Below are 16,922 nucleotides of genomic sequence, written 5' to 3'. Positions count from 1 at the left end.
TGCGCACCACGATCGGCGATCACCAGTGGCGGGCTCGGTCGCCCGGCGTGCGGTCGCGGCCGTACGCGTCGGCGTGCCCCCAGCGGCCCGGGACGTCGAGCAGCTCGATCCGCCCGGCCCCCCTCGGCAACGCCGGGTTGACCAGCAGGTTCTCGCCGCAGGGCGCCAGCCCGAGGACGGTGCCGAGCAGCATCAGCAGCGCGCCCGACGACCACGACTGGGGTCGGCCGGCGTGCGGGAGCTGGACGGGGAAGCGGGTGAGGTCCCGGTGGTAGCCGGCGATCACCTCCGGCACCGGGTTGCCCAGCATCTGCACGACGTCGAAGATGCCGGCCGCGATCTGGGCCGCCGCCTCGTCGCAGCCGTACCGGCGCAGCCCGGCCGCGATGATCGCGTTGTCCGACGGCCACACGGAGCCGAGGTGCGCGCCGACCGGGTTGTAGGCCCGCTGCCCGTCGGCCAGGGTCCGCACCCCCCAGCCGGAGAAGAGCCGTGGCCCGAGGAGGTGCCGGGCCACCGCCTCGGCGTGCTGCTCGGCGACGATGCCGCTCCACAGCAGGTGCCCCATGTTGGAGGCGAGCGCGTCGACCGGCTCGCCGTCGGGCCCCAGGGCCAGCGCGTAGTACTCGCGGTGGGGCAGCCAGAAGTCCCGGTTGAACCGTGCCTTCAGCTCCGCCGCCTCCCGTTCCAGCCGGTCGGCGTACGCCGGGTCGTCCCAGAACTCGCGGGCCAGGCGCGCGCCGCGCCGCTTCGCGTCGTACGCGTACCCCTGCACCTCGCAGACGGCGCGGGGCAGCGCCGGCGCGCGTCCCTCGGCGTCGACGATCGCGCCGGGCGAGTTCTTCCAGCACTGGTTCTCCAGCCCGGTGCGGGTGTTGCGCCGCTGGTAGCGCACGTAGCCGTCGCCGAGGATGTCGCCGTACTCGTCGATCCAGTCCAGCGCCATCCGGGCGGGGTGGCGCAGCTCGCGGACCAGGTCCGCGTCGCCGGACCAGCGCTCGTACTCGTCGAGCAGGATCACGAACAGCGGGGTGGTGTCGGCCGCGCTGTAGTGCAGGTAGGTGGGTGACTCGCCGAAGACGGCGTTCTCGCCGTAGCGGTACTCGGCAACGATCTTGCCGGGTTCCTCCTCGCGGTGGTCGTCGAGCCGGCCGCCCTGGCCGAGGGCGAGCAGCCGCAGGGTGGGCGGGGCCAGCTCCGGGGTGAACGGCAGCGTCTCCAGGCAGGTGATCAGGGCGTCCCGGCCGTACAGCGCCATCGCCCACGGCAGGCCGCCCACCGGCAGCTTGCCCCGGATCGACAGCGGCGTGTACCGCAGCGCGGCGAGGTCGTCGAGGGTCCCCTCGTACGCCGCGCGGAGCCCGTCGTGCTCGGCGACCAGCTTCGGGGCACGCTCGTGCCAGCGGCGCAGGTCATCCCGCATGTCCCGGCGGACCTGCTCGCGGTGGGCCTCCAGGCTGGACCGCAGGTCCCGGGCCCCCGCCCCCCGCATGACCATGCCGATGTGCAGGTCGGTCGTCCACGAGCCGTTCGGGGGGACCCGGATCCGGAAGGTCATCCCGTCGGGGTCCACCTCCACGGGGGCGGTGGACGAGACGACGGTCTCCCGGCCGAACCGCTCCCGCTGGTAGGTCAGCCGGAGCTGCCCCTCGGCCGACATCGGCACGGCGACGATCCGCCGCTCCCTCGGCTCCTTGATCTCGGCGGTGTCGGCGAAGTCCGAGGCGATCTCCATCCGCACCGTGTAGTCGGCCGGCTCGGCCGAGTGGTTGAGCACCACGATCCGCTCGTTGAAGCTGTCGTCGATGGACCGGTGCCGGATCACCGAGACGTCGGCGTCGACGTAGTGGCTCGCCGCGCCGGGAACCAGCACGAACCTCGTCTCGAAGTACGTCATCTCGTCGCGGGACAGGGCCTTCAGCCGCTTGCCGTCGATGGTGAGCACCCAGCGGGACAGGAACCGGGTGTCGAACGAGAAGAGGCCGATGGGCGCGAGCGGGTCGGGCGTCATGTCGCCCTGCGCGTCGCTGACCGCGAAGGAGTTGCCGGTCAGCACGTTGACCAGTTCCTGCTTCACGGCCGCTCACCCCCGTGCGACGCCGACGTGTGCCGCGCCGCGGCCGCCCTGACCGCCACCTCGCGGGGGTGGCGGGCGTCGGGCGGGCCGGGGAGGAGCCGGCGCAGCACCATCAGCAGCCGCAGGTCCCCCTGGGCGGTGACGTCGTTGCGGACCAGCGCCGCGCCGATGTGGGTGCCCTCGGCGACGAGCCGGTCGAACACCTCCCGGTCCCCCGCGACGACGAGGTCCGCCGCCTCCGCCGACCGGCTCACCCCGACCTGCTGGTCACCGATGGTGAGGAACCAGTGGTCGGTGCTGCCGTCGTCGCGGATGTCGAGGCGCACCGTGCCGTTGACGGTGTCCGGCAGGTCCTCGTGGCGTCCCCCGACCCAGCAGGCCAGGTAGTCCGCGGCGGATGCGGTCATCGGCCCTCCCCCTCCCGGACGACACAGGTCGTTCCCGGAGCGTCCCCGCCCGGCGGGTGATCCCGGGTCACCCGGTCCGGGTGAATCCCGGCCGGCGCGTCCGGGCCGGGCGCGGCGGCGGCCGTTTGTCCGGACGTCGAACGGGCACGCCGACGGCACGAGCCGAGCGACGGAACAGGAGAGACCCATGCGCGCGCTGCGATTGCCGGGCTGGAAGTCGGAACCCGAGCTGGTCGAGGTGGCCGAACCCACCGCCGGCCCCGGTCAGGTGGTGGTGCGGATCGGCGGGGCGGGGGCCTGCCACTCCGATCTGCACCTGATGCACGATTTCGACGCCGGGACGGTGCCCTGGAACCCGCCGTTCACCCTCGGCCACGAGAACGCCGGCTGGGTGCACGACCTCGGCGCCGGGGTGACCGGCCTGGAGGTCGGTCAGCCGGTGGCGGTCTACGGCGCGTGGGGCTGCGGCTCCTGCGACCGCTGCCGGGTGGGCGTCGACCCGTACTGCGAGAACCCCGCCGCCGCGCCGGTGCCCGGTGGGGGCGGCGGCCTCGGCCTGGACGGCGGCATGGCCGAGTACGAGCTGGTGCCCGACGCCCGGCACGTCGTGCCGCTGCCCGACGGGCTCGACCCGCTGCACGCCGCGCCGCTGACCGACGCGGGCCTCACCCCGTACCACGCGATCCGCCGGTCGTGGCACAAGCTCGCGCCCGGCAGCACCGCGGTGGTGATCGGCGTCGGCGGCCTCGGCCACGTCGGCGTGCAGATCCTGAAGGCCACCACGGCGGCGCGCGTCATCGCCGTGGACACCCGGCCCGAGGCGCTCAAGCTGGCCGAGGAGCACGGGGCCGACCTGACGCTGCGCTCCGGCGAGGAGACCGCGCAGGAGATCCGGGGGGCCACCCCCGGCGGGCGGGGCGCGGACGTGGTCCTCGACTTCGTCGGCGCGGACGCCACGCTGCGGCTCGGCGCGGCGGCCGCCCGTACGCTCGGGGACCTCACCATCGTCGGCATCGCCGGCGGCACGCTGCCGGTGTCGTTCTTCTCCGTGCCGTACGAGGTGAGCATCCAGACGACCTACTGGGGCAGCCGGCCGGAGCTGATCGAGGTGCTCGACCTGGGCGCCCGGGGCATGGTCCGCCCGAAGATCACCACGTTCCCGCTGGAGCAGGCGGTCGACGCCTACCGGCGGCTGCGGGACGGCTCGGTGGAGGGCCGCGCGGTCATCGTCCCGTGAGCAGCAGCCCGCGCACGTAGGCGGCCTGGCCGACGTGCTGGAGGTCGTCCTCGGCGATGCTGACCAGCCGGACCCCGAGGGTCACCGGCGGGTCCCACGCCTCGTCGACCACCCGGTCCAGGTCCGCCGGCCGCAGCCCGGCCAGGAATCCCCGGGTCCGCTCCGCGACCGCGTCGTGATAGTCGACGAGCGCCCGGGCGCTCTCCGGCGCGACGGCGGCGACCTGCTCCGGGGTGTGCGCGTAGCCGGTGTCGTCCGGGTCGGCGGGCAGCCCGAACCGGCCCGCCCAGTCGCCGGTGACCCAGATCTGTTCGGCGTCGAGCACGTCGGCGACGTGGTGGTCCTGCACCCGGGTCAGGTGCCACACCAGCCAGCCCACCGGGTTCGCGCCGGGCGCGGGCGCGCGGCGTAGCTGCTCCGGGGAGAGGCCGTCGACCGCGGCGCGGACCAGCGCGGGCAGCCGGCCGTAGGTCTCGGTCAGTACGTCGCTGATCTCCACGCGCTTCCTCCTCGGTCGGGTGTGCGGTCCCCACGCCAGTACCGCAGGGGCGGGCGGCCAAACCTGGTGGCCGGCGCGGCGAGGCCCGGCCCTAGGGTGTTCGGGTGGTCGCCGCGCTGGAGCTGTATCTCGACACCGACGCGACCCGGCGGATCCGGGTCCTGTGGGACGCGTTGGAGTCCGAGGGCGTGCAGAGCATGCGCAGCCTGCTGGAGCGGCGGCACCGCCCGCACGTGTCGCTCGCGGTGGCTCCGCGGCTGGACCCGGACCGGGTGGCCGACGCCCTGGCCGGCACGACGGTGGCGGCCCCGCTGCGGCTGTCGTTCCGGCACGCCGGGCAGTTCGTCGGCCGGGTGCTCTGGCTGGGCCCGTCGCCCACGGCCGGCCTGCTGGCCCACCAGGCGCTCGTGCACGACCGGCTGGCCGCCGCCGGGATCGCGGTGGCCGAGCACTACCGGCCGGGGCGCTGGGTGCCGCACTGCACGCTGTCGATGCGCGTGCCCAACGCGCTGATGGCGGCCGCGGTTCGGCGCTGCCTGGAGGTGCTGCCGCTGGAGGCGACGGTGGTCGGCGCGGCGGTGACCGACCACGCCCGGGACATCTGCCGGCCGCTGCCCTGATCCGTCGGGACAACGACGCCGAGCTATGCGAGGAATCCTCACGGACCGTAGGCGACCGACCGAGTCCAGCACTTAAGGATGATTCAGGGGTCAATTCTGGGGGTCGATTGATCCCACCTCGCACGCGACTCAGATTACGGGTCACCGAATGCGCGATCTCCTTGCCGAAAACGAATTCCGTACTTACATTTCACGGAGTTTACGCTCAGCCTGTGCGGAGGAGAGCACGTGGAAATCACATTGACCTTCGACGCCGCGTATGCGGCCCACGCGGCGGTCGTCATGTCGACCGTCGCCGAGTCGAACCCGGGCCAGGCGGTCCGCTACTGGCTCATCGCGGCCGACGACGTCAGCCCCTCGGCCCGCGCCGCCCTCGGCCGGGCGGCCGGGCCCGACGCCACCGTGGAGTACCTGCGGGTGGACACGTCCGTGGTGAACCTGCCGAAGGGCAGCGACCCCGTGATGGCCTACCTGTCCCCAGCGATGTACCTGCGCCTGCTGGTCCCGGCCGCGCTTCCCGACGAGGTGCGGCGGGTCCTCTACCTCGACTGCGACACGATGTGCACGAACAGCCTGGCCCCGCTGTTCGACGTGGACCTGGGCGGCGTCCCGCTGGGCGCGGTCCGGGACCCGTTCAACCGGCGGCTGCTCGACATGGGCGGAATCCCCGGCCTCGCCGATTACCGCGACCTGGACCCGTGGGCCTCCTACTTCAACTCGGGGGTGCTGCTGATCGACGTGCACCGGTGGCGGGAGTGCGAGGTCACCGAGAAGGCGCTGGCGTACCTGACCCGGCACGCCCACGAGTCGCGGTATCCGGACCAGGACGCCCTCAACTACGCCGTGTACGACAACTGGCTGCGGCTGCCCCGGCAGTGGAACGACCTGATGGCCTGGCGGCTGGAGCCCGAGTTCGGCGGGAAGCTCTCCGACTCGGCGGTGCTCCACCCGGCCGGGCCGATCAAGCCGTGGCAGCCCGGCTTCCCGAAGGGGGCCCGCCGCGACCTGTACTGGCGGCACCGCCGCCGCAACGGCGGGCTGGTCGCCGCCCGCCGCTGACCCGGCGCACCCGGCCGCCGCGCCGCCGACCCCGCCCGGGGGTCGCCGCGCCGCCGGCGCCGGGGCCCGACCGCCGGACCGGACCGCAACCCGGACCGGCGGGACGGGTCACGGCGGGCGTTCTGCCATCATCGTCACGATGTCCGCCACCCCACCCGCGCCGGCCGCCGCCCGCGCCGCCGCGCCCCCGGCCGGCCCCGCCGCCCCCGCGCGCGGCGCCGTGCTCGAAGCGGTGCTGGAACGCGTCACGTACGTCAACGAGGAGACCGGGTACACCATCGCCCGGGTCGCCACCGACCGCTCCGGCGACGACCTGCTCACCGTGGTCGGCGCCCTGCCCGGCGCGCAGCCCGGCGAACGGCTGCGGCTGGTCGGCCGGTGGGGCTCGCACCCGAAGTACGGGCGGCAGTTCGAGGTGCACCAGTGCAGCACCGTCCTGCCGGCAACCGTGCAGGGCATCGAGCGCTACCTGGGGTCGGGCCTGATCAAGGGCATCGGCCCGAAGATGGCGGCCCGGATCGTGGCCGCCTTCGGCGTGGACACGCTGCGCGTCATCGAGGAGGAGCCCGGCCGGCTGATCGAGGTACACGGCCTCGGCCGCAAGCGCACCGCCGCGATCGGCGCGGCCTGGCAGGAGCAGAAGGCCATCAAGGAGGTCATGGTCTTCCTCCAGGGCGTCGGCGTCTCCACCTCACACGCCGTGCGCATCTTCAAGCAGTACGGCGACGAGTCCATCGCCGTGGTGCGCGACGACCCCTACCGGCTCGCCGCCGACGTGTGGGGCATCGGGTTCCGCACCGCCGACAACATCGCCAAGGCGGTGGGCATCCCCCACGACAGCCCCCAGCGGGTCCGCGCCGGCATCCGGTACACGCTCTCCGAGGCCGCCGACGGCGGGCACTGCTACCTGCCCGAGCCGAACCTGGTCGCCGACGCCGCGGCGATCCTGGAGGTCCCGGCGGACCTCGTCGCCGCCGGCCTGGCCGACCTCGTGGCGACCTCCGACGGCGTGGTCGGCGAGGCGGTGCCGAACCCGAGCAGCGAGGGCGCGGTCATCCCGGCCGTCTACCTGACGCCGTTCCACCGGGCCGAGTCGGCCCTCGCGGCGAGCCTGGTCCGGCTGCTGACCGACCGGGCGGACCGGATGCCGGCCTTCGCGGGCGTGGACTGGGGCCGGGCGCTGGCCTGGCTGAAGGCCCGCACCGGGGCGGAGCTGGCCCCCGAACAGGAGCAGGCCGTACGGCTGGCGCTGACCTCGAAGGTCGCCGTGCTGACCGGCGGCCCCGGCTGCGGCAAGTCGTTCACCGTCCGGTCGATCATCGAGCTGGCGGCGGCGAAGAAGGCGAAGATCGTGCTGGCCGCGCCGACCGGCCGCGCGGCGAAGCGGCTCACCGAGCTGACCGGCCACCCGGCGACGACCGTGCACCGGCTGCTCCAGCTGCGCCCCGGCGGGGACGCCACCTTCGACCGGGACAACCCGGTCGACGCCGACCTGATGGTGGTCGACGAGGCGTCCATGCTCGACCTGATCCTCGCCAACAAGCTGGTCAAGGCGGTGCCGCCCGGCGCGCACCTGCTGCTGGTCGGCGACGTCGACCAGTTGCCGTCGGTCGGCGCGGGCGAGGTGCTGCGCGACGTGCTCGCCGCCGGGACGGTGCCCCGGGTGCGGCTGACCCGCATCTTCCGGCAGGCCCAGGAGTCGGGCGTGGTGGTCAACGCCCACCGGATCAACGCCGGTCAGGCCCCGGTGTTCGGCGAGCACCCCGACTTCTTCCTCTTCCCCAGCGACGAGCCGGAGGTCACCGCCGAGCAGGTGGTCGACATCGTGACCCGACGGATCCCGCGCCGGTTCGGGCTGCGCCCCCGCGACGTGCAGGTGCTCACCCCGATGCTGCGCGGGCCGGCCGGCGCCGGCAACCTGAACACCCTGCTCCAGCAGGCGATCGCCCCGCACCGGGAGGACGCGCCGGAGCGGCGGCACGGCGGGCGGGTCTTCCGGGTCGGCGACAAGGTCATCCAGGTCCGCAACAACTACGACAAGGGCGCGGCCGGGGTGTTCAACGGCACCGTCGGCGTGGTCACGGCCCTGGATCCCGACGAGCAGACCCTCACCGTACGCACCGACGAGGACGAGGACATCGGGTACGAGTTCCACGAGCTCGACGAGCTCCAGCACGCGTACGCGATCACGGTGCACCGGTCGCAGGGCAGCGAGTATCCGGCGGTGGTGGTGCCGGTGACCATGGGGGCGTACACGATGTTGCAGCGCAACCTGCTCTACACCGCCGTCACCCGGGCCCGGAAGCTGGTGGTGCTGGCCGGCTCGCGCAGGGCGCTGGCCATCGCGGTGCGGACGGCCGGCACCGGTCGCCGGCACACGGCGCTGACCCACCGGCTCGCGCCCGACCGGCCCTGAACCGTCGGTGCGCTCGCCCGACCGGCCGTGAGCCGCCGGTGCTCTCCCCCGACCGGCCCTGAGCCGCCGGCGGCCGGCGTGGCCCGCCGCGGGCCGCCGCGGGCCGCGCCGGCCGCCGCCTCGCCTACTCGGCGATCCGGGTGCGGCCGGTCCAGCGGAAGACGACCGGCGCCTCGCCGCCACCGGAGTCCCGCTCGAAGTGCTCGTAGCCCCCGTAGTGGCGTACCTTGATCTTGTGTTCCACCGGGGAGACCCGGTGGCTGCGCAGCTCGGTCGGCAGGGTGGCGGGCCCGCCCTCGAGCACGACGTCGATGATGCCGGCAGCCTCGCCGCTGAGGGTCATGGCCGGCACCGACCAGGCGATCCGGTCGTCATCGTTGACGATGGGGTTCGCCGTCCGGACAGTGGGGGCGGATTCGGAAACTGTCATCGCACGACCTCCGTCGCTCGTCGCTCCGCCTCGGACGCGCCGGTCGCTGCGCGGAGCGGATCACCGAACGGGGGGCGGCACCCCGTTCCGCGGCAGGCGGAACGGGCGGTGGGAGAAACGCCCTCCCGACGGTCGGCGACGACCCCCGTCCGCCTCGAACGTAATCCAGATCACACTCACCGAACACCCTTAGCGACCCCCTAGCGGGCCGGGTGCCGCGTAGGCCGGCGGTGAGAAGGGAACCCGTCTCTACCGGAGGCGTTAAGAGGGGGCCCTTCCTTTCACTCCCAGCGGAAGAAGCGGGTGGCCAGGACGCTGCCGACGACGGCGGTGACCGCCAGGGCGAGCAGCTGCGGCCACGCCGGGCTGTCGCCGGCCCAGGCCGCCGCGAGCGTGTCCACGGTGGCCCCGAGTGGCGAGTAGTCGCCGATGCGGGCCAGCACCGCCGGCATCTGGTCGCGCGGCAGCCAGGCGCCGGCGAGGAAGAGCAGCGGGAAGAACAGCGCCGGCCCGATCGACTGGGCCGCCCGCGCCGACGGGGCGAGCGCCGCGATGAGCAGGCCCACGGCGAAGAGGCAGGCCACGCCGAGCAGGAACGCCAACACGAAGGCGGGCACGTTGGCCGGCGCCGGCTGGTCCAGCAGGAAGCGTACGCCGATCGCGGTGACCACCGCGCCGGCCACGCCCATCACCAGGTTGACCACCACCTGCGCCACGAGCAGCAGGGCCGGGTTGACCGGGGTGGTGGCCAGGCGGCGCAGCACCCGCCGCTCCCGGTAGATGCCCAGCGCCATCGGCAGGGTGAACAGGGCGAGCATGCCGATGGTGAGGGCCAGCGCGAGGGCCGGCAGGAAGGTCAGCTCGCCGTGCTGCCCGGCGTCACCGCCGGAGGCTCCGCGCTGCGGCAGCCCGAAGACCAGCATGAGGCCGAGCGGCAGGGCGAAGACGAAGAACAGCGACACCGGCTCGCGCAGGAACAGCTTCGCCTCGACGGCGATGAGCTTGGACAGGGCGTTCACGAGGACCTCTCGTCGGTCGACGGCGGGGTGGTGGCCCGGGCGGCGCGGCCGGTCAGCGAGACGAAGGCGTCGTCCAGGGTGGGCTGCTCGACGCGCAGGCCGGCGTAGCGGACCTGCCGCTCGGCCAGGGCCGACAGCACCGTCTGGAGGACCTGCTCCGGGCCGGTGACGGTGACCTCGTCGCCGGTGCGGCGCACCCCGGTCACCTCGGGCAGCGCGGCGAGCAGGGCGTCGTCCACCGGGTCGAGCGGGCGGAAGTGCACCCGGTGCTCGGTGCCCACCCGGGAGAGCAGGCCGGCGGGGGTGTCGATCGCCACGACCCGGCCGGTGTCGATGATGGCCAGCCGGTCGCAGAGCCGCTCGGCCTCCTCCATGAAGTGCGTGACCAGCACGACCGTCACGCCCCGGTCGCGGATGCGCTCGACCAGGTCCCAGGTGTCCCGCCGGCCCTGCGGGTCGAGCCCGGTGGTCAGCTCGTCGAGGATGGCGATCTCGGGGCGGCCGACCAGCGCGAGGGCCACCGACAGCCGCTGCTTCTGCCCGCCGGACAGCTTGTGGAAGGCGGTGTCGCGCTGGGCGGCCAGGCCGAGGTCGGCGAGCAGCCCGTCGATGTCGGCCCGGTTGCGGTAGAAGGACCGGTAGAGGTCGAGCGCCTCGCGCACGCGCAGCTTGTCGGGGAGCTGGCTCTCCTGCAACTGGGCGCCGACGCGCTGGCGCACCTCGGTGCGGTCGCGGAGCGGGTCGAGCCCGAGGACGCGGACGGTGCCGCCGTCGGCGCGGCGCAGCCCCTGCACGCACTCGACCGTGGTGGTCTTGCCCGCCCCGTTGGGGCCGAGCACGCCGAAGATCTCGCCCTGGTCGACGGTGAAGGAGACGTCGTCGACGGCGATCTTGTCGCCGTACCGCTTGTGCAGGTGCTCGACCTCGATGACCGGCATGGGCGTGGTCCTCCGTCGCGTGCGGATCGCCGGCCGGCGAGGGCGGGCCCTCGGGGAATCGCGGCGTCTGGGTGCTGGGTGGTGTCGCGGGCTGGGGATGGGGTGGCGGTGCTGGGGACGTGGGTGCGGGCCACGGTGCGGTCGTGGCCACGGGTCGGACGACGACCGGCGCACGGGCGGTCGACGCCGGATATCATCCGGCCAACCGAGGCCCGAATCAACTCATCGGCTGACGGATCGGGGTGCCGACCGGGATCGGGACCGGTCGGCAGGGGTGCCGGGCGGTCACCCGGCGTGTCCGTCGACCCCGCCCGGTCCGACGCCCGGGGCCGCGGGCCCGGCGCCGCCGGTCGCCGGCCGGGCGGCCGGTGACGCGTCGGGGGCGGGGCACGGGTCGCAGAGCGGCAGCAGCTCCCCCAGCCCGGCCAGGACGACGTCCGGGCCGGCGGCGAGCAGGGTCGCCGGGTCGGACTCCCCCCACAGCGCCGCGACGGCGCGGACCCCCGCCGCGCGGGCGCTGGCCAGGTCGCTGGGCGCGTCGCCGACCATCAGCGCGTCGGCGGGCGCGACACGGAGGAGCTCCAGCGCCCGGCGCACGATGTCCGGCGCCGGCTTCGGGCGGGCCACCTCGTCGGAGCCGACGACGTGGTCGACCAGGCGCAGCAGGTCCAGCCGGCCCAGCAGGTCGCGGGCGCGCACCCCGCTGCGGCCGGTCGCCACGGCCAGCCCGATCCCGCGCCCGCGCAGCGCGCCGAGCATCCCGGCCGCGCCGTCCACCGGCGTGACGAGGTGGGCCAGCCGGTTGCTCTCCCGCACGAACGGGTCGGCCATCGCCGCCGGCAGGCCCATCAGCCGCAGCACGTCGGGCAGGTAGCGGCCCGGGTGGCGGCAGTATTCGTCGACGGGCGCGACGCCGCCGCCGACCACCTCGGCGTACGCGAGGGCGAACGCCTCGCGGGCCACGGCCAGGCTGTCGGCCAGCACGCCGTCGAGGTCCAGGACCACCGCCCGGACTCCCCCGGGCCCGCGCTCCGCCGCACCCGCCACCGGCGTCACCTCCCCGCGCACGCACGCACCCGACACGCCGGCACAGGCCGTAGGGGTGGCCCGCCGACGACCGCCCCGGCTAGCGTCGGGTCGCCGGGACCCGCCGGGCGGGTCCGCCGCGACGGCCCGACCGGCCGGCGTCCCCGCGAAACCTACCGGTGGAGAGGTGCGTCCACATGCCGCTGCTGAGCTGGCTGTCCGAGTCGGCCGACGACCGTCCGGGCGCGGTCCGCGTCGACGACCGGGCCGTGTCCTGGGTGGAGCTGCGCCGGCTCGCCACGGCGGTCGCCGACGACCTGGGCGGGGTGGACCGGGTGGCCGTCGAGGCGACGCCGACCCTGGAGACGGTGGTCGGGGTGGTCGGCGCGCTGCTGGCCGGCGCGGCGGTCGTGCCGGTGCCGCCGGACGCCGGGCCGCTGGAGCGGGACCACATCCTGCGCGACTCCGGCGCGACGGCGCTGCTCGCCCCGGCCGGCGGCGACCGGCCGGCCGGCGACGGGGGCCCGCCGGTGATCCCCGTCGACCTGGCGCGGCGGTCGGACACCGTCCACCCCGAGCCGGACCCGGCCGCCACCGCGCTGATCCTCTACACCAGCGGCACGACCGGTGCGCCGAAGGGCGCGGTGATCGGCCGGCGGGCGGTCGCCGCCTGCCTGGACGGGCTCGCCGACGCCTGGGCGTGGACGCCCGAGGACCTGCTGGTGCACGGGCTGCCGCTGTTCCACGTGCACGGCCTCGTGCTCGGGGTGCTGGGGCCGCTGCGGCTGGGCAGCCGGCTGCACCACGTGGGCCGGCCGCGCCCCGAGCGGTACGCGGCGGCCGGCGGCACGGTCTACTTCGGCGTACCGACGGTGTGGTCCCGGATCGCGGCGGACCCGGACTCGGCGCGGGCGCTGCGCCCGGCGCGGCTGCTCGTCTCGGGCAGCGCGGCCCTGCCGGCGGCGGTCTTCGCGGACCTGGCCGCGCTCACCGGCCACGAGACCGTCGAGCGGTACGGGATGACCGAGACCCTGATCACGGTGAGCGCGCGGGCGGACGGGCCGCGCCGGCCGGGGACGGTCGGCGTGCCGCTGCCCGGGGTGCGGACCCGGCTGGCCGACGAGCACGGCGCGGCGCTGCCCGCCGACGGCGAGGCGATGGGCGAGCTCCAGGTCGCCGGCCCGACCCTCTTCGACGGCTACCTCGGCCGGCCGGACGCCGACGCGGCGACCCGCACCCCGGACGGCTGGTTCCGCACCGGCGACGTCGCCACGATCGGCCCGGACGGGTGGCACCGGATCGTCGGCCGCGCCGCCACGGATCTGATCAAGAGCGGCGGGTACCGGATCGGGGCGGGCGAGGTGGAGGACGCCCTGCTGGCCCACCCGGGCGTCCGGGAGGCCGCCGTGGTCGGCACCCCGCACCCGGACCTCGGCCAGCAGGTCACCGCGTACGTGGTGGGCGACGGGGTGGACGGCCCGGAGCTGATCGACTTCGTGGCCCGCCAGTTGTCGGCGCACAAGCGGCCCCGCGAGGTGCGGCTGGTCGACGCGCTGCCCCGCAACGCCCTGGGCAAGGTGCAGAAGACCAGGCTGGCGGCGGACTGAGCGGGAGGCCGCCCGACGGCGGGGCTCAGCCGGCGGCCGCGGGGATGCCGATGGCGGTGAGCACCAGGCCCCGCTCGACCAGGAACCGGCCGTGGAAGGCGGTCACCGGGACGCCGTCGAGGACCGGGCCGGGCACCAGCAGGCGCGCGACGAACGTCCCGCCGGCGTCGACGGCGATGTCCGCCTCGGCGAAGTCCAGCCACCGGCCGGTCAGCGGAAACCACGCCTTGTAGACCGACTCCTTGGCGCTGAACAGCAGGCGGTCCCAGCAGACCGTGGGGTGGGCGGCGGCCAGCGCGGCGGTGCGGGCCCGCTCGGCCGGCAGCGCGATCGCGTCGAGCACCCCCGTCGGCAGCGGCGCGTGCGGCTCGGCGTCGACACCGAGGGCGGCCAGCGCCGTGGCCCGGCCGACGACGGCCGCCCGGTAGCCCTCGCAGTGCGTCATGCTGCCGACCACCCCGGCGGGCCAGACGGGTGCGCCGCGCGCGCCGGAGACGATCGGCGTCTCGGCGATGCCCAGCTCGCCCAGCGCGCGGCGGGCGCAGTGCCGCACGGTGGTGAACTCCCGGCGGCGCTTGTCGACGGCGTTGGCGACGAGCCGCTCCTCCTCGGGGAACAGGGTCAGGCCGGCGGGGTCGGTGAAGGCCTCGGCCACCACCGCGGCCGCAGGCAGGATCTGCTCGATCACAGCCGCCGATGCTAGGCCGCCGCGGCGGCCCGCGCCGTCCCTCGATCGGGCGCGACGCGCCGATAGGGGTGGGTACGGGTGGAGGGCGGCGGGGGCGGATGTCACCCTGAGGGGTGCCCCGGCCCGGTTGACCGGGGGTGTGTAGTGGTCTTTGGTCTGAGGAATGCGGGTGGCGATGCTGACTGGCAGGGTGGTCCGGTTCGACGAGGTGCGGGGTTACGGCTTCATCGCTCCGGACGGCGGCGGGGACGACGTGTTCGTGCACGCCAACACGGTCGACGGCGACAAGTGGGCGCTGGGGCCCGGCGTCCCGGTGGAATACGAGGCGGTGGAGAACGAGCGCGGCCCGAAGGCGCTGACGGTGCGCGTGCTCGGGCCCGCCGTGGCGGGCGAGCGCGCCGCGCCGCTGCGGACGGTCGCGCCGTCGACGGGGCGCGGCCACGAGTCGGGCGAGGGCGGGATCGAGGACGATGAGGGGCTCTGCGACGTGCTCTCCGAGCGGTCCTTCGTCACCGAGACCACCGAGGCGCTGCTGGTCTCCGTGCCGGACCTGACCGGGGCGCAGATCGTGGCGGTGCGCGCCCGGATGCTGGCGCTGGCGCGGCGGCACGGCTGGGTCGAGGGCTGACGCCGCCGCCCGTGCCGTAGGGGCGTCGCGGTCAGCCGGCCGCGATCAGCAGCGACTTTCTGATCCGGCCCTGCGCGCTGCGCGGCAGCTCGTCGACGAAGTGCACCCGACGGGGCCGCTGCCCGGCCGACAGGTGGCGGCCCACGTGGTCGATGAGCGCCTGGGCGGTGAGCCCCTCGGCGGCGACCACGTACGCGGTGACCTGCTCGCCCTGCGCCGCGTGCGGGGTGCCGACCACGGCGGCGTCCCGGACACCGGGATAGCTGAGGAGCACCTCCTCGACCTGCCCGGCGTGGACCCGCCGGGCGCGCCCGTGCACCACGTCCGTCCGTCGCCGCCCGATGATCCGGTGCGAGCCGTCGGCCGCGACGGTGGCGAGGTCGCCGGTGGCGTGCCAGCCGGCCGGGTCGGCGCACCGCCCGCGCCCGTCGACGTAGCCGCTGGACAGCGTCGGGCCCCGGATGCTCAGCTCGCCGACGGACTCGCCGTCGGCCGGCACCGGCCGGTCGTCACGGTCGAGGACGCGGGTCTGCACGCCGGGCAGGGGCGTCCCGGCGACGCCGGCGGGGCAGGGCGCGTCGGCCCGCCCGGTCACCGCGATCAGGGTCTCGGTGGTGCCGTACCCCTGGATGAGGGAGTGCGAGGTGAGCAGGCGGAGCCGTTCGGTCACGGCGGGGGCCAGCGGGGCGTCGGCGGAGACCAGGATCCGCGCCCCGGACAGCGACCGGGCCCAGGGGCGGTCGCGCGAGATGCGCGCCCACTGGCAGGGGACGGCCAGGTACATGGTGCCGACCGGGCCTGCGGCGGCGTCCCGGTCGAGGTGGACGAAGCGGCTGCCCACGCGCAGCGCGCCGAGCAGGCCCACCACCAACCCGTACGCCCGGAACAGCGGGGCGCCCTGGACGAGGACGTCCTCGCCGCTCCACCGCCACGCGTCGGCCAGCAGGTCCAGGTCCGCCGCGATGGCCCGGCGGGAGACCCGGACGCCCCGCGGTGGCCCGCTCGCGCCGCCGGTGTAGAGGATCACCGCGTCGGCGTCGGGGGGCGGCTCCGGCTGGGGGGTCGAGGAGCGTCCGCCCAGGTCGACGGGGACGGTGGCCAGCCCGCTGCCGACGGCCCGGGTGGGGGCGTCGGACGGGTCGCCGCCGAGGAGCACGGTCGCGCCGGACTCCCGCAGGATGCGGCCGCGCTCCCGACCGTCGGCCCGGGGCGGCAGGGGCACCAGCGGCACGCCGGCCTGGACCGCGCCGACCATGGCGACGACCGTCTCCAGGCTGGGGGTGGCGTCGACCGCGACGGCGGCGGCGCCCCGGATCCGGTCGGCGACCGCGTCGACACAGCCGAGCAGGGCTTCGCTGGAGAGCGTCCGCCCGGCCACCCGGACGGCGTCGGGGCGGTCCGCGCCGGAGGCGCGTAACGCCGGCAGCAGTGTCATCCGCCCTAACCTCTGTCGAGGGCGCCGACGAGGCTCGGCGGTGGCAGGGACATCGCGGCCACAGAACCCTTCGCGTCATGGGTGCGGGTAGCCCCATATCCGGCCATCCCCGCGTGCTGCGGGTGCCCCGAAATTAGGCTGCGCCTATCGCCCGGCACAACCCCTAGCCGTGGCGCGCGACGCCCACCGCGACCCGGGTTCCGCCGCACCGGCGGGCAGGCGGGCCAGGCAGGACCCGCGCCGGGGCGGGGCCGGACGCCTCGGGCGGGGCGCGGCTATTCCGCGAACCGGCGGGCGGTCGCCGGGCCGCCGGGGCCCGGGCGGAATTGGAATTGCGGCACGGACCGCGCGGATTGGGCGACCCCGCCGAAACGGCGTCCCTGTATATCGATGCCGACCACGCTTTTTGATTCGGGCCCGATTCACTTCAGCCACTGCCGGGCCCACGCTCCGCCGCCGGCCGGTCGCGTGGAGCCCACCTTTAACGGCAAAGACCTCCTTTGTTTTTGAAGCGTCCCGAATCGGGCAAGAACGCGTCGATGCCATCGAAGGGGACGCGGCCTTCCCACGGCCCCGCCGAACCGCCGACCGGCTCCACCCTGGACGGACACCCCACCCCGGCCCGAAATGCCGAGGCCATCGATCCCCGCCGCTCGCGCGCGGCCGACCGGCGAGCCGGCCACCGTCCGCCGGCACCACCGGTCCCTCACGCAGCGAGATCCTCCCGCCCTGCGGGACGCCGCCGGACACCCGGCTCCGGGCCGCCGGGCGCGGCGGCCCGTCCACCGCCGACGTCCCCGCCCCGGGGCACCCGCCAGGGCGTGAACTGCCCGTTC

Annotated in this window: 15 protein-coding genes; 6 read left to right on the top strand and 9 right to left on the bottom strand. The window is 75.3% G+C overall.

Annotated elements, in window-relative coordinates; translation table 11 throughout:
• Positions 1-19: 19 nt before the first annotated feature.
• Together O7633_RS30765 and O7633_RS30760 are read right to left on the bottom strand one after the other, a co-directional pair.
• Positions 20-2,077, bottom strand: a complete 2,058-nt coding sequence (locus tag O7633_RS30765; protein ID WP_282324899.1) for a glycogen debranching N-terminal domain-containing protein — start codon at positions 2,075-2,077, stop codon at positions 20-22.
• Positions 2,074-2,484: an SCP2 sterol-binding domain-containing protein gene (locus tag O7633_RS30760; RefSeq protein WP_282324898.1), complete on the bottom strand. Its 411-nt coding sequence runs from the start codon at positions 2,482-2,484 to the stop codon at positions 2,074-2,076. Before O7633_RS30760 ends, O7633_RS30765 begins: the two co-directional genes overlap by 4 nt.
• Before the next feature lie 187 nt (positions 2,485-2,671).
• Here O7633_RS30760 and O7633_RS30755 point away from each other — a divergent pair, with 187 nt between their 5' ends.
• The gene (locus O7633_RS30755) at positions 2,672-3,721 is read left to right on the top strand and encodes an NAD(P)-dependent alcohol dehydrogenase (RefSeq protein WP_282324897.1); all 1,050 of its coding nucleotides are present in this window, start codon (positions 2,672-2,674) and stop codon (positions 3,719-3,721) included.
• Here O7633_RS30755 and O7633_RS30750 read toward each other — a convergent pair.
• Entirely contained in the window at positions 3,708-4,220 is a 513-nt protein-coding gene (locus O7633_RS30750) for a DUF664 domain-containing protein (RefSeq protein ID WP_282324896.1), read from the bottom strand. The genes O7633_RS30755 and O7633_RS30750 overlap by 14 nt on opposite strands.
• Before the next feature lie 104 nt (positions 4,221-4,324).
• Here O7633_RS30750 and O7633_RS30745 point away from each other — a divergent pair, with 104 nt between their 5' ends.
• From O7633_RS30745 to O7633_RS30735, 3 genes are all read left to right on the top strand, one after another.
• Positions 4,325-4,840, top strand: a complete 516-nt coding sequence (locus O7633_RS30745; protein WP_178064111.1) for a 2'-5' RNA ligase family protein — start codon at positions 4,325-4,327, stop codon at positions 4,838-4,840.
• Between the two features lie 228 nt (positions 4,841-5,068).
• Complete coding sequence (locus O7633_RS30740; RefSeq protein WP_282324895.1) at positions 5,069-5,899, top strand: glycosyltransferase family 8 protein; 831 nt, start codon at positions 5,069-5,071, stop codon at positions 5,897-5,899.
• Between the two features lie 139 nt (positions 5,900-6,038).
• Positions 6,039-8,315 (top strand): ATP-dependent RecD-like DNA helicase, encoded by a 2,277-nt coding sequence (locus tag O7633_RS30735; protein ID WP_282324894.1) that lies wholly within the window; start codon positions 6,039-6,041, stop codon positions 8,313-8,315.
• 124 nt (positions 8,316-8,439) lie between these two features.
• On the opposite strand, the gene O7633_RS30730 is transcribed toward O7633_RS30735, so the two are convergent.
• The 4 genes from O7633_RS30730 to O7633_RS30715 all read right to left on the bottom strand — a co-directional run bounded on the left by O7633_RS30730 (position 8,440) and on the right by O7633_RS30715 (position 11,770).
• Positions 8,440-8,745: a DUF5988 family protein gene (locus O7633_RS30730; protein WP_282324893.1), complete on the bottom strand. Its 306-nt coding sequence runs from the start codon at positions 8,743-8,745 to the stop codon at positions 8,440-8,442.
• Between the two features lie 281 nt (positions 8,746-9,026).
• Positions 9,027-9,764 (bottom strand): ABC transporter permease, encoded by a 738-nt coding sequence (locus O7633_RS30725; protein ID WP_282324892.1) that lies wholly within the window; start codon positions 9,762-9,764, stop codon positions 9,027-9,029.
• Positions 9,761-10,702, bottom strand: a complete 942-nt coding sequence (locus O7633_RS30720) for an ABC transporter ATP-binding protein (RefSeq protein WP_282324891.1) — start codon at positions 10,700-10,702, stop codon at positions 9,761-9,763. The genes O7633_RS30725 and O7633_RS30720 overlap by 4 nt, the downstream gene beginning before the upstream one ends.
• A gap of 285 nt (positions 10,703-10,987) precedes the next feature.
• Complete coding sequence (locus O7633_RS30715; protein WP_282324890.1) at positions 10,988-11,770, bottom strand: HAD-IA family hydrolase; 783 nt, start codon at positions 11,768-11,770, stop codon at positions 10,988-10,990.
• A gap of 155 nt (positions 11,771-11,925) precedes the next feature.
• On the opposite strand from O7633_RS30715, the gene O7633_RS30710 reads away from it, so the two are divergent.
• Positions 11,926-13,335 carry an acyl-CoA synthetase gene (locus O7633_RS30710; protein ID WP_178064108.1) on the top strand — a complete coding sequence of 470 codons (1,410 nt, stop codon included), beginning with the start codon at positions 11,926-11,928 and terminating at the stop codon, positions 13,333-13,335.
• A gap of 25 nt (positions 13,336-13,360) precedes the next feature.
• Here O7633_RS30710 and O7633_RS30705 read toward each other — a convergent pair whose 3' ends face one another.
• Positions 13,361-14,023 (bottom strand): 4'-phosphopantetheinyl transferase superfamily protein, encoded by a 663-nt coding sequence (locus O7633_RS30705; protein ID WP_282324889.1) that lies wholly within the window; start codon positions 14,021-14,023, stop codon positions 13,361-13,363.
• 175 nt (positions 14,024-14,198) lie between these two features.
• Between O7633_RS30705 and O7633_RS30700 the strand changes: the two genes are divergently transcribed.
• Positions 14,199-14,651 carry a cold shock domain-containing protein gene (locus tag O7633_RS30700; protein WP_282328687.1) on the top strand — a complete coding sequence of 151 codons (453 nt, stop codon included), beginning with the start codon at positions 14,199-14,201 and terminating at the stop codon, positions 14,649-14,651.
• 31 nt (positions 14,652-14,682) lie between these two features.
• On the opposite strand, the gene O7633_RS30695 is transcribed toward O7633_RS30700, so the two are convergent.
• A complete protein-coding gene (locus O7633_RS30695; RefSeq protein WP_282324888.1) occupies positions 14,683-16,086 on the bottom strand; it encodes an AMP-binding protein in 1,404 nt (467 codons plus the stop codon).
• Between the last annotated feature and the right edge of the window lie 836 nt (positions 16,087-16,922).

It is taken from the genome of Micromonospora sp. WMMD712 (assembly GCF_029581295.1).
In the GTDB taxonomy this organism is placed as follows: Bacteria; Actinomycetota; Actinomycetes; order Mycobacteriales; family Micromonosporaceae; genus Micromonospora; species Micromonospora carbonacea.
This window is presented reverse-complemented; position numbering and strand designations above follow the sequence as displayed.

Bases quoted from the DNA above. Each gene is read 5' to 3' on its own strand.
- O7633_RS30760 (WP_282324898.1), bottom strand. From the start codon at position 2,484: ATGACCGCATCCGCCGCGGACTACCTGGCCTGCTGGGTCGGGGGACGC.
- O7633_RS30755 (WP_282324897.1), top strand. From the start codon at position 2,672: ATGCGCGCGCTGCGATTGCCGGGCTGGAAGTCGGAACCCGAGCTGGTC.
- O7633_RS30735 (WP_282324894.1), top strand. From the start codon at position 6,039: ATGTCCGCCACCCCACCCGCGCCGGCCGCCGCCCGCGCCGCCGCGCCC.
- O7633_RS30730 (WP_282324893.1), bottom strand. From the start codon at position 8,745: ATGACAGTTTCCGAATCCGCCCCCACTGTCCGGACGGCGAACCCCATC.
- O7633_RS30720 (WP_282324891.1), bottom strand. From the start codon at position 10,702: ATGCCGGTCATCGAGGTCGAGCACCTGCACAAGCGGTACGGCGACAAG.
- O7633_RS30710 (WP_178064108.1), top strand. From the start codon at position 11,926: ATGCCGCTGCTGAGCTGGCTGTCCGAGTCGGCCGACGACCGTCCGGGC.
- O7633_RS30700 (WP_282328687.1), top strand. From the start codon at position 14,199: ATGCTGACTGGCAGGGTGGTCCGGTTCGACGAGGTGCGGGGTTACGGC.
- O7633_RS30695 (WP_282324888.1), bottom strand. From the start codon at position 16,086: ATGACACTGCTGCCGGCGTTACGCGCCTCCGGCGCGGACCGCCCCGAC.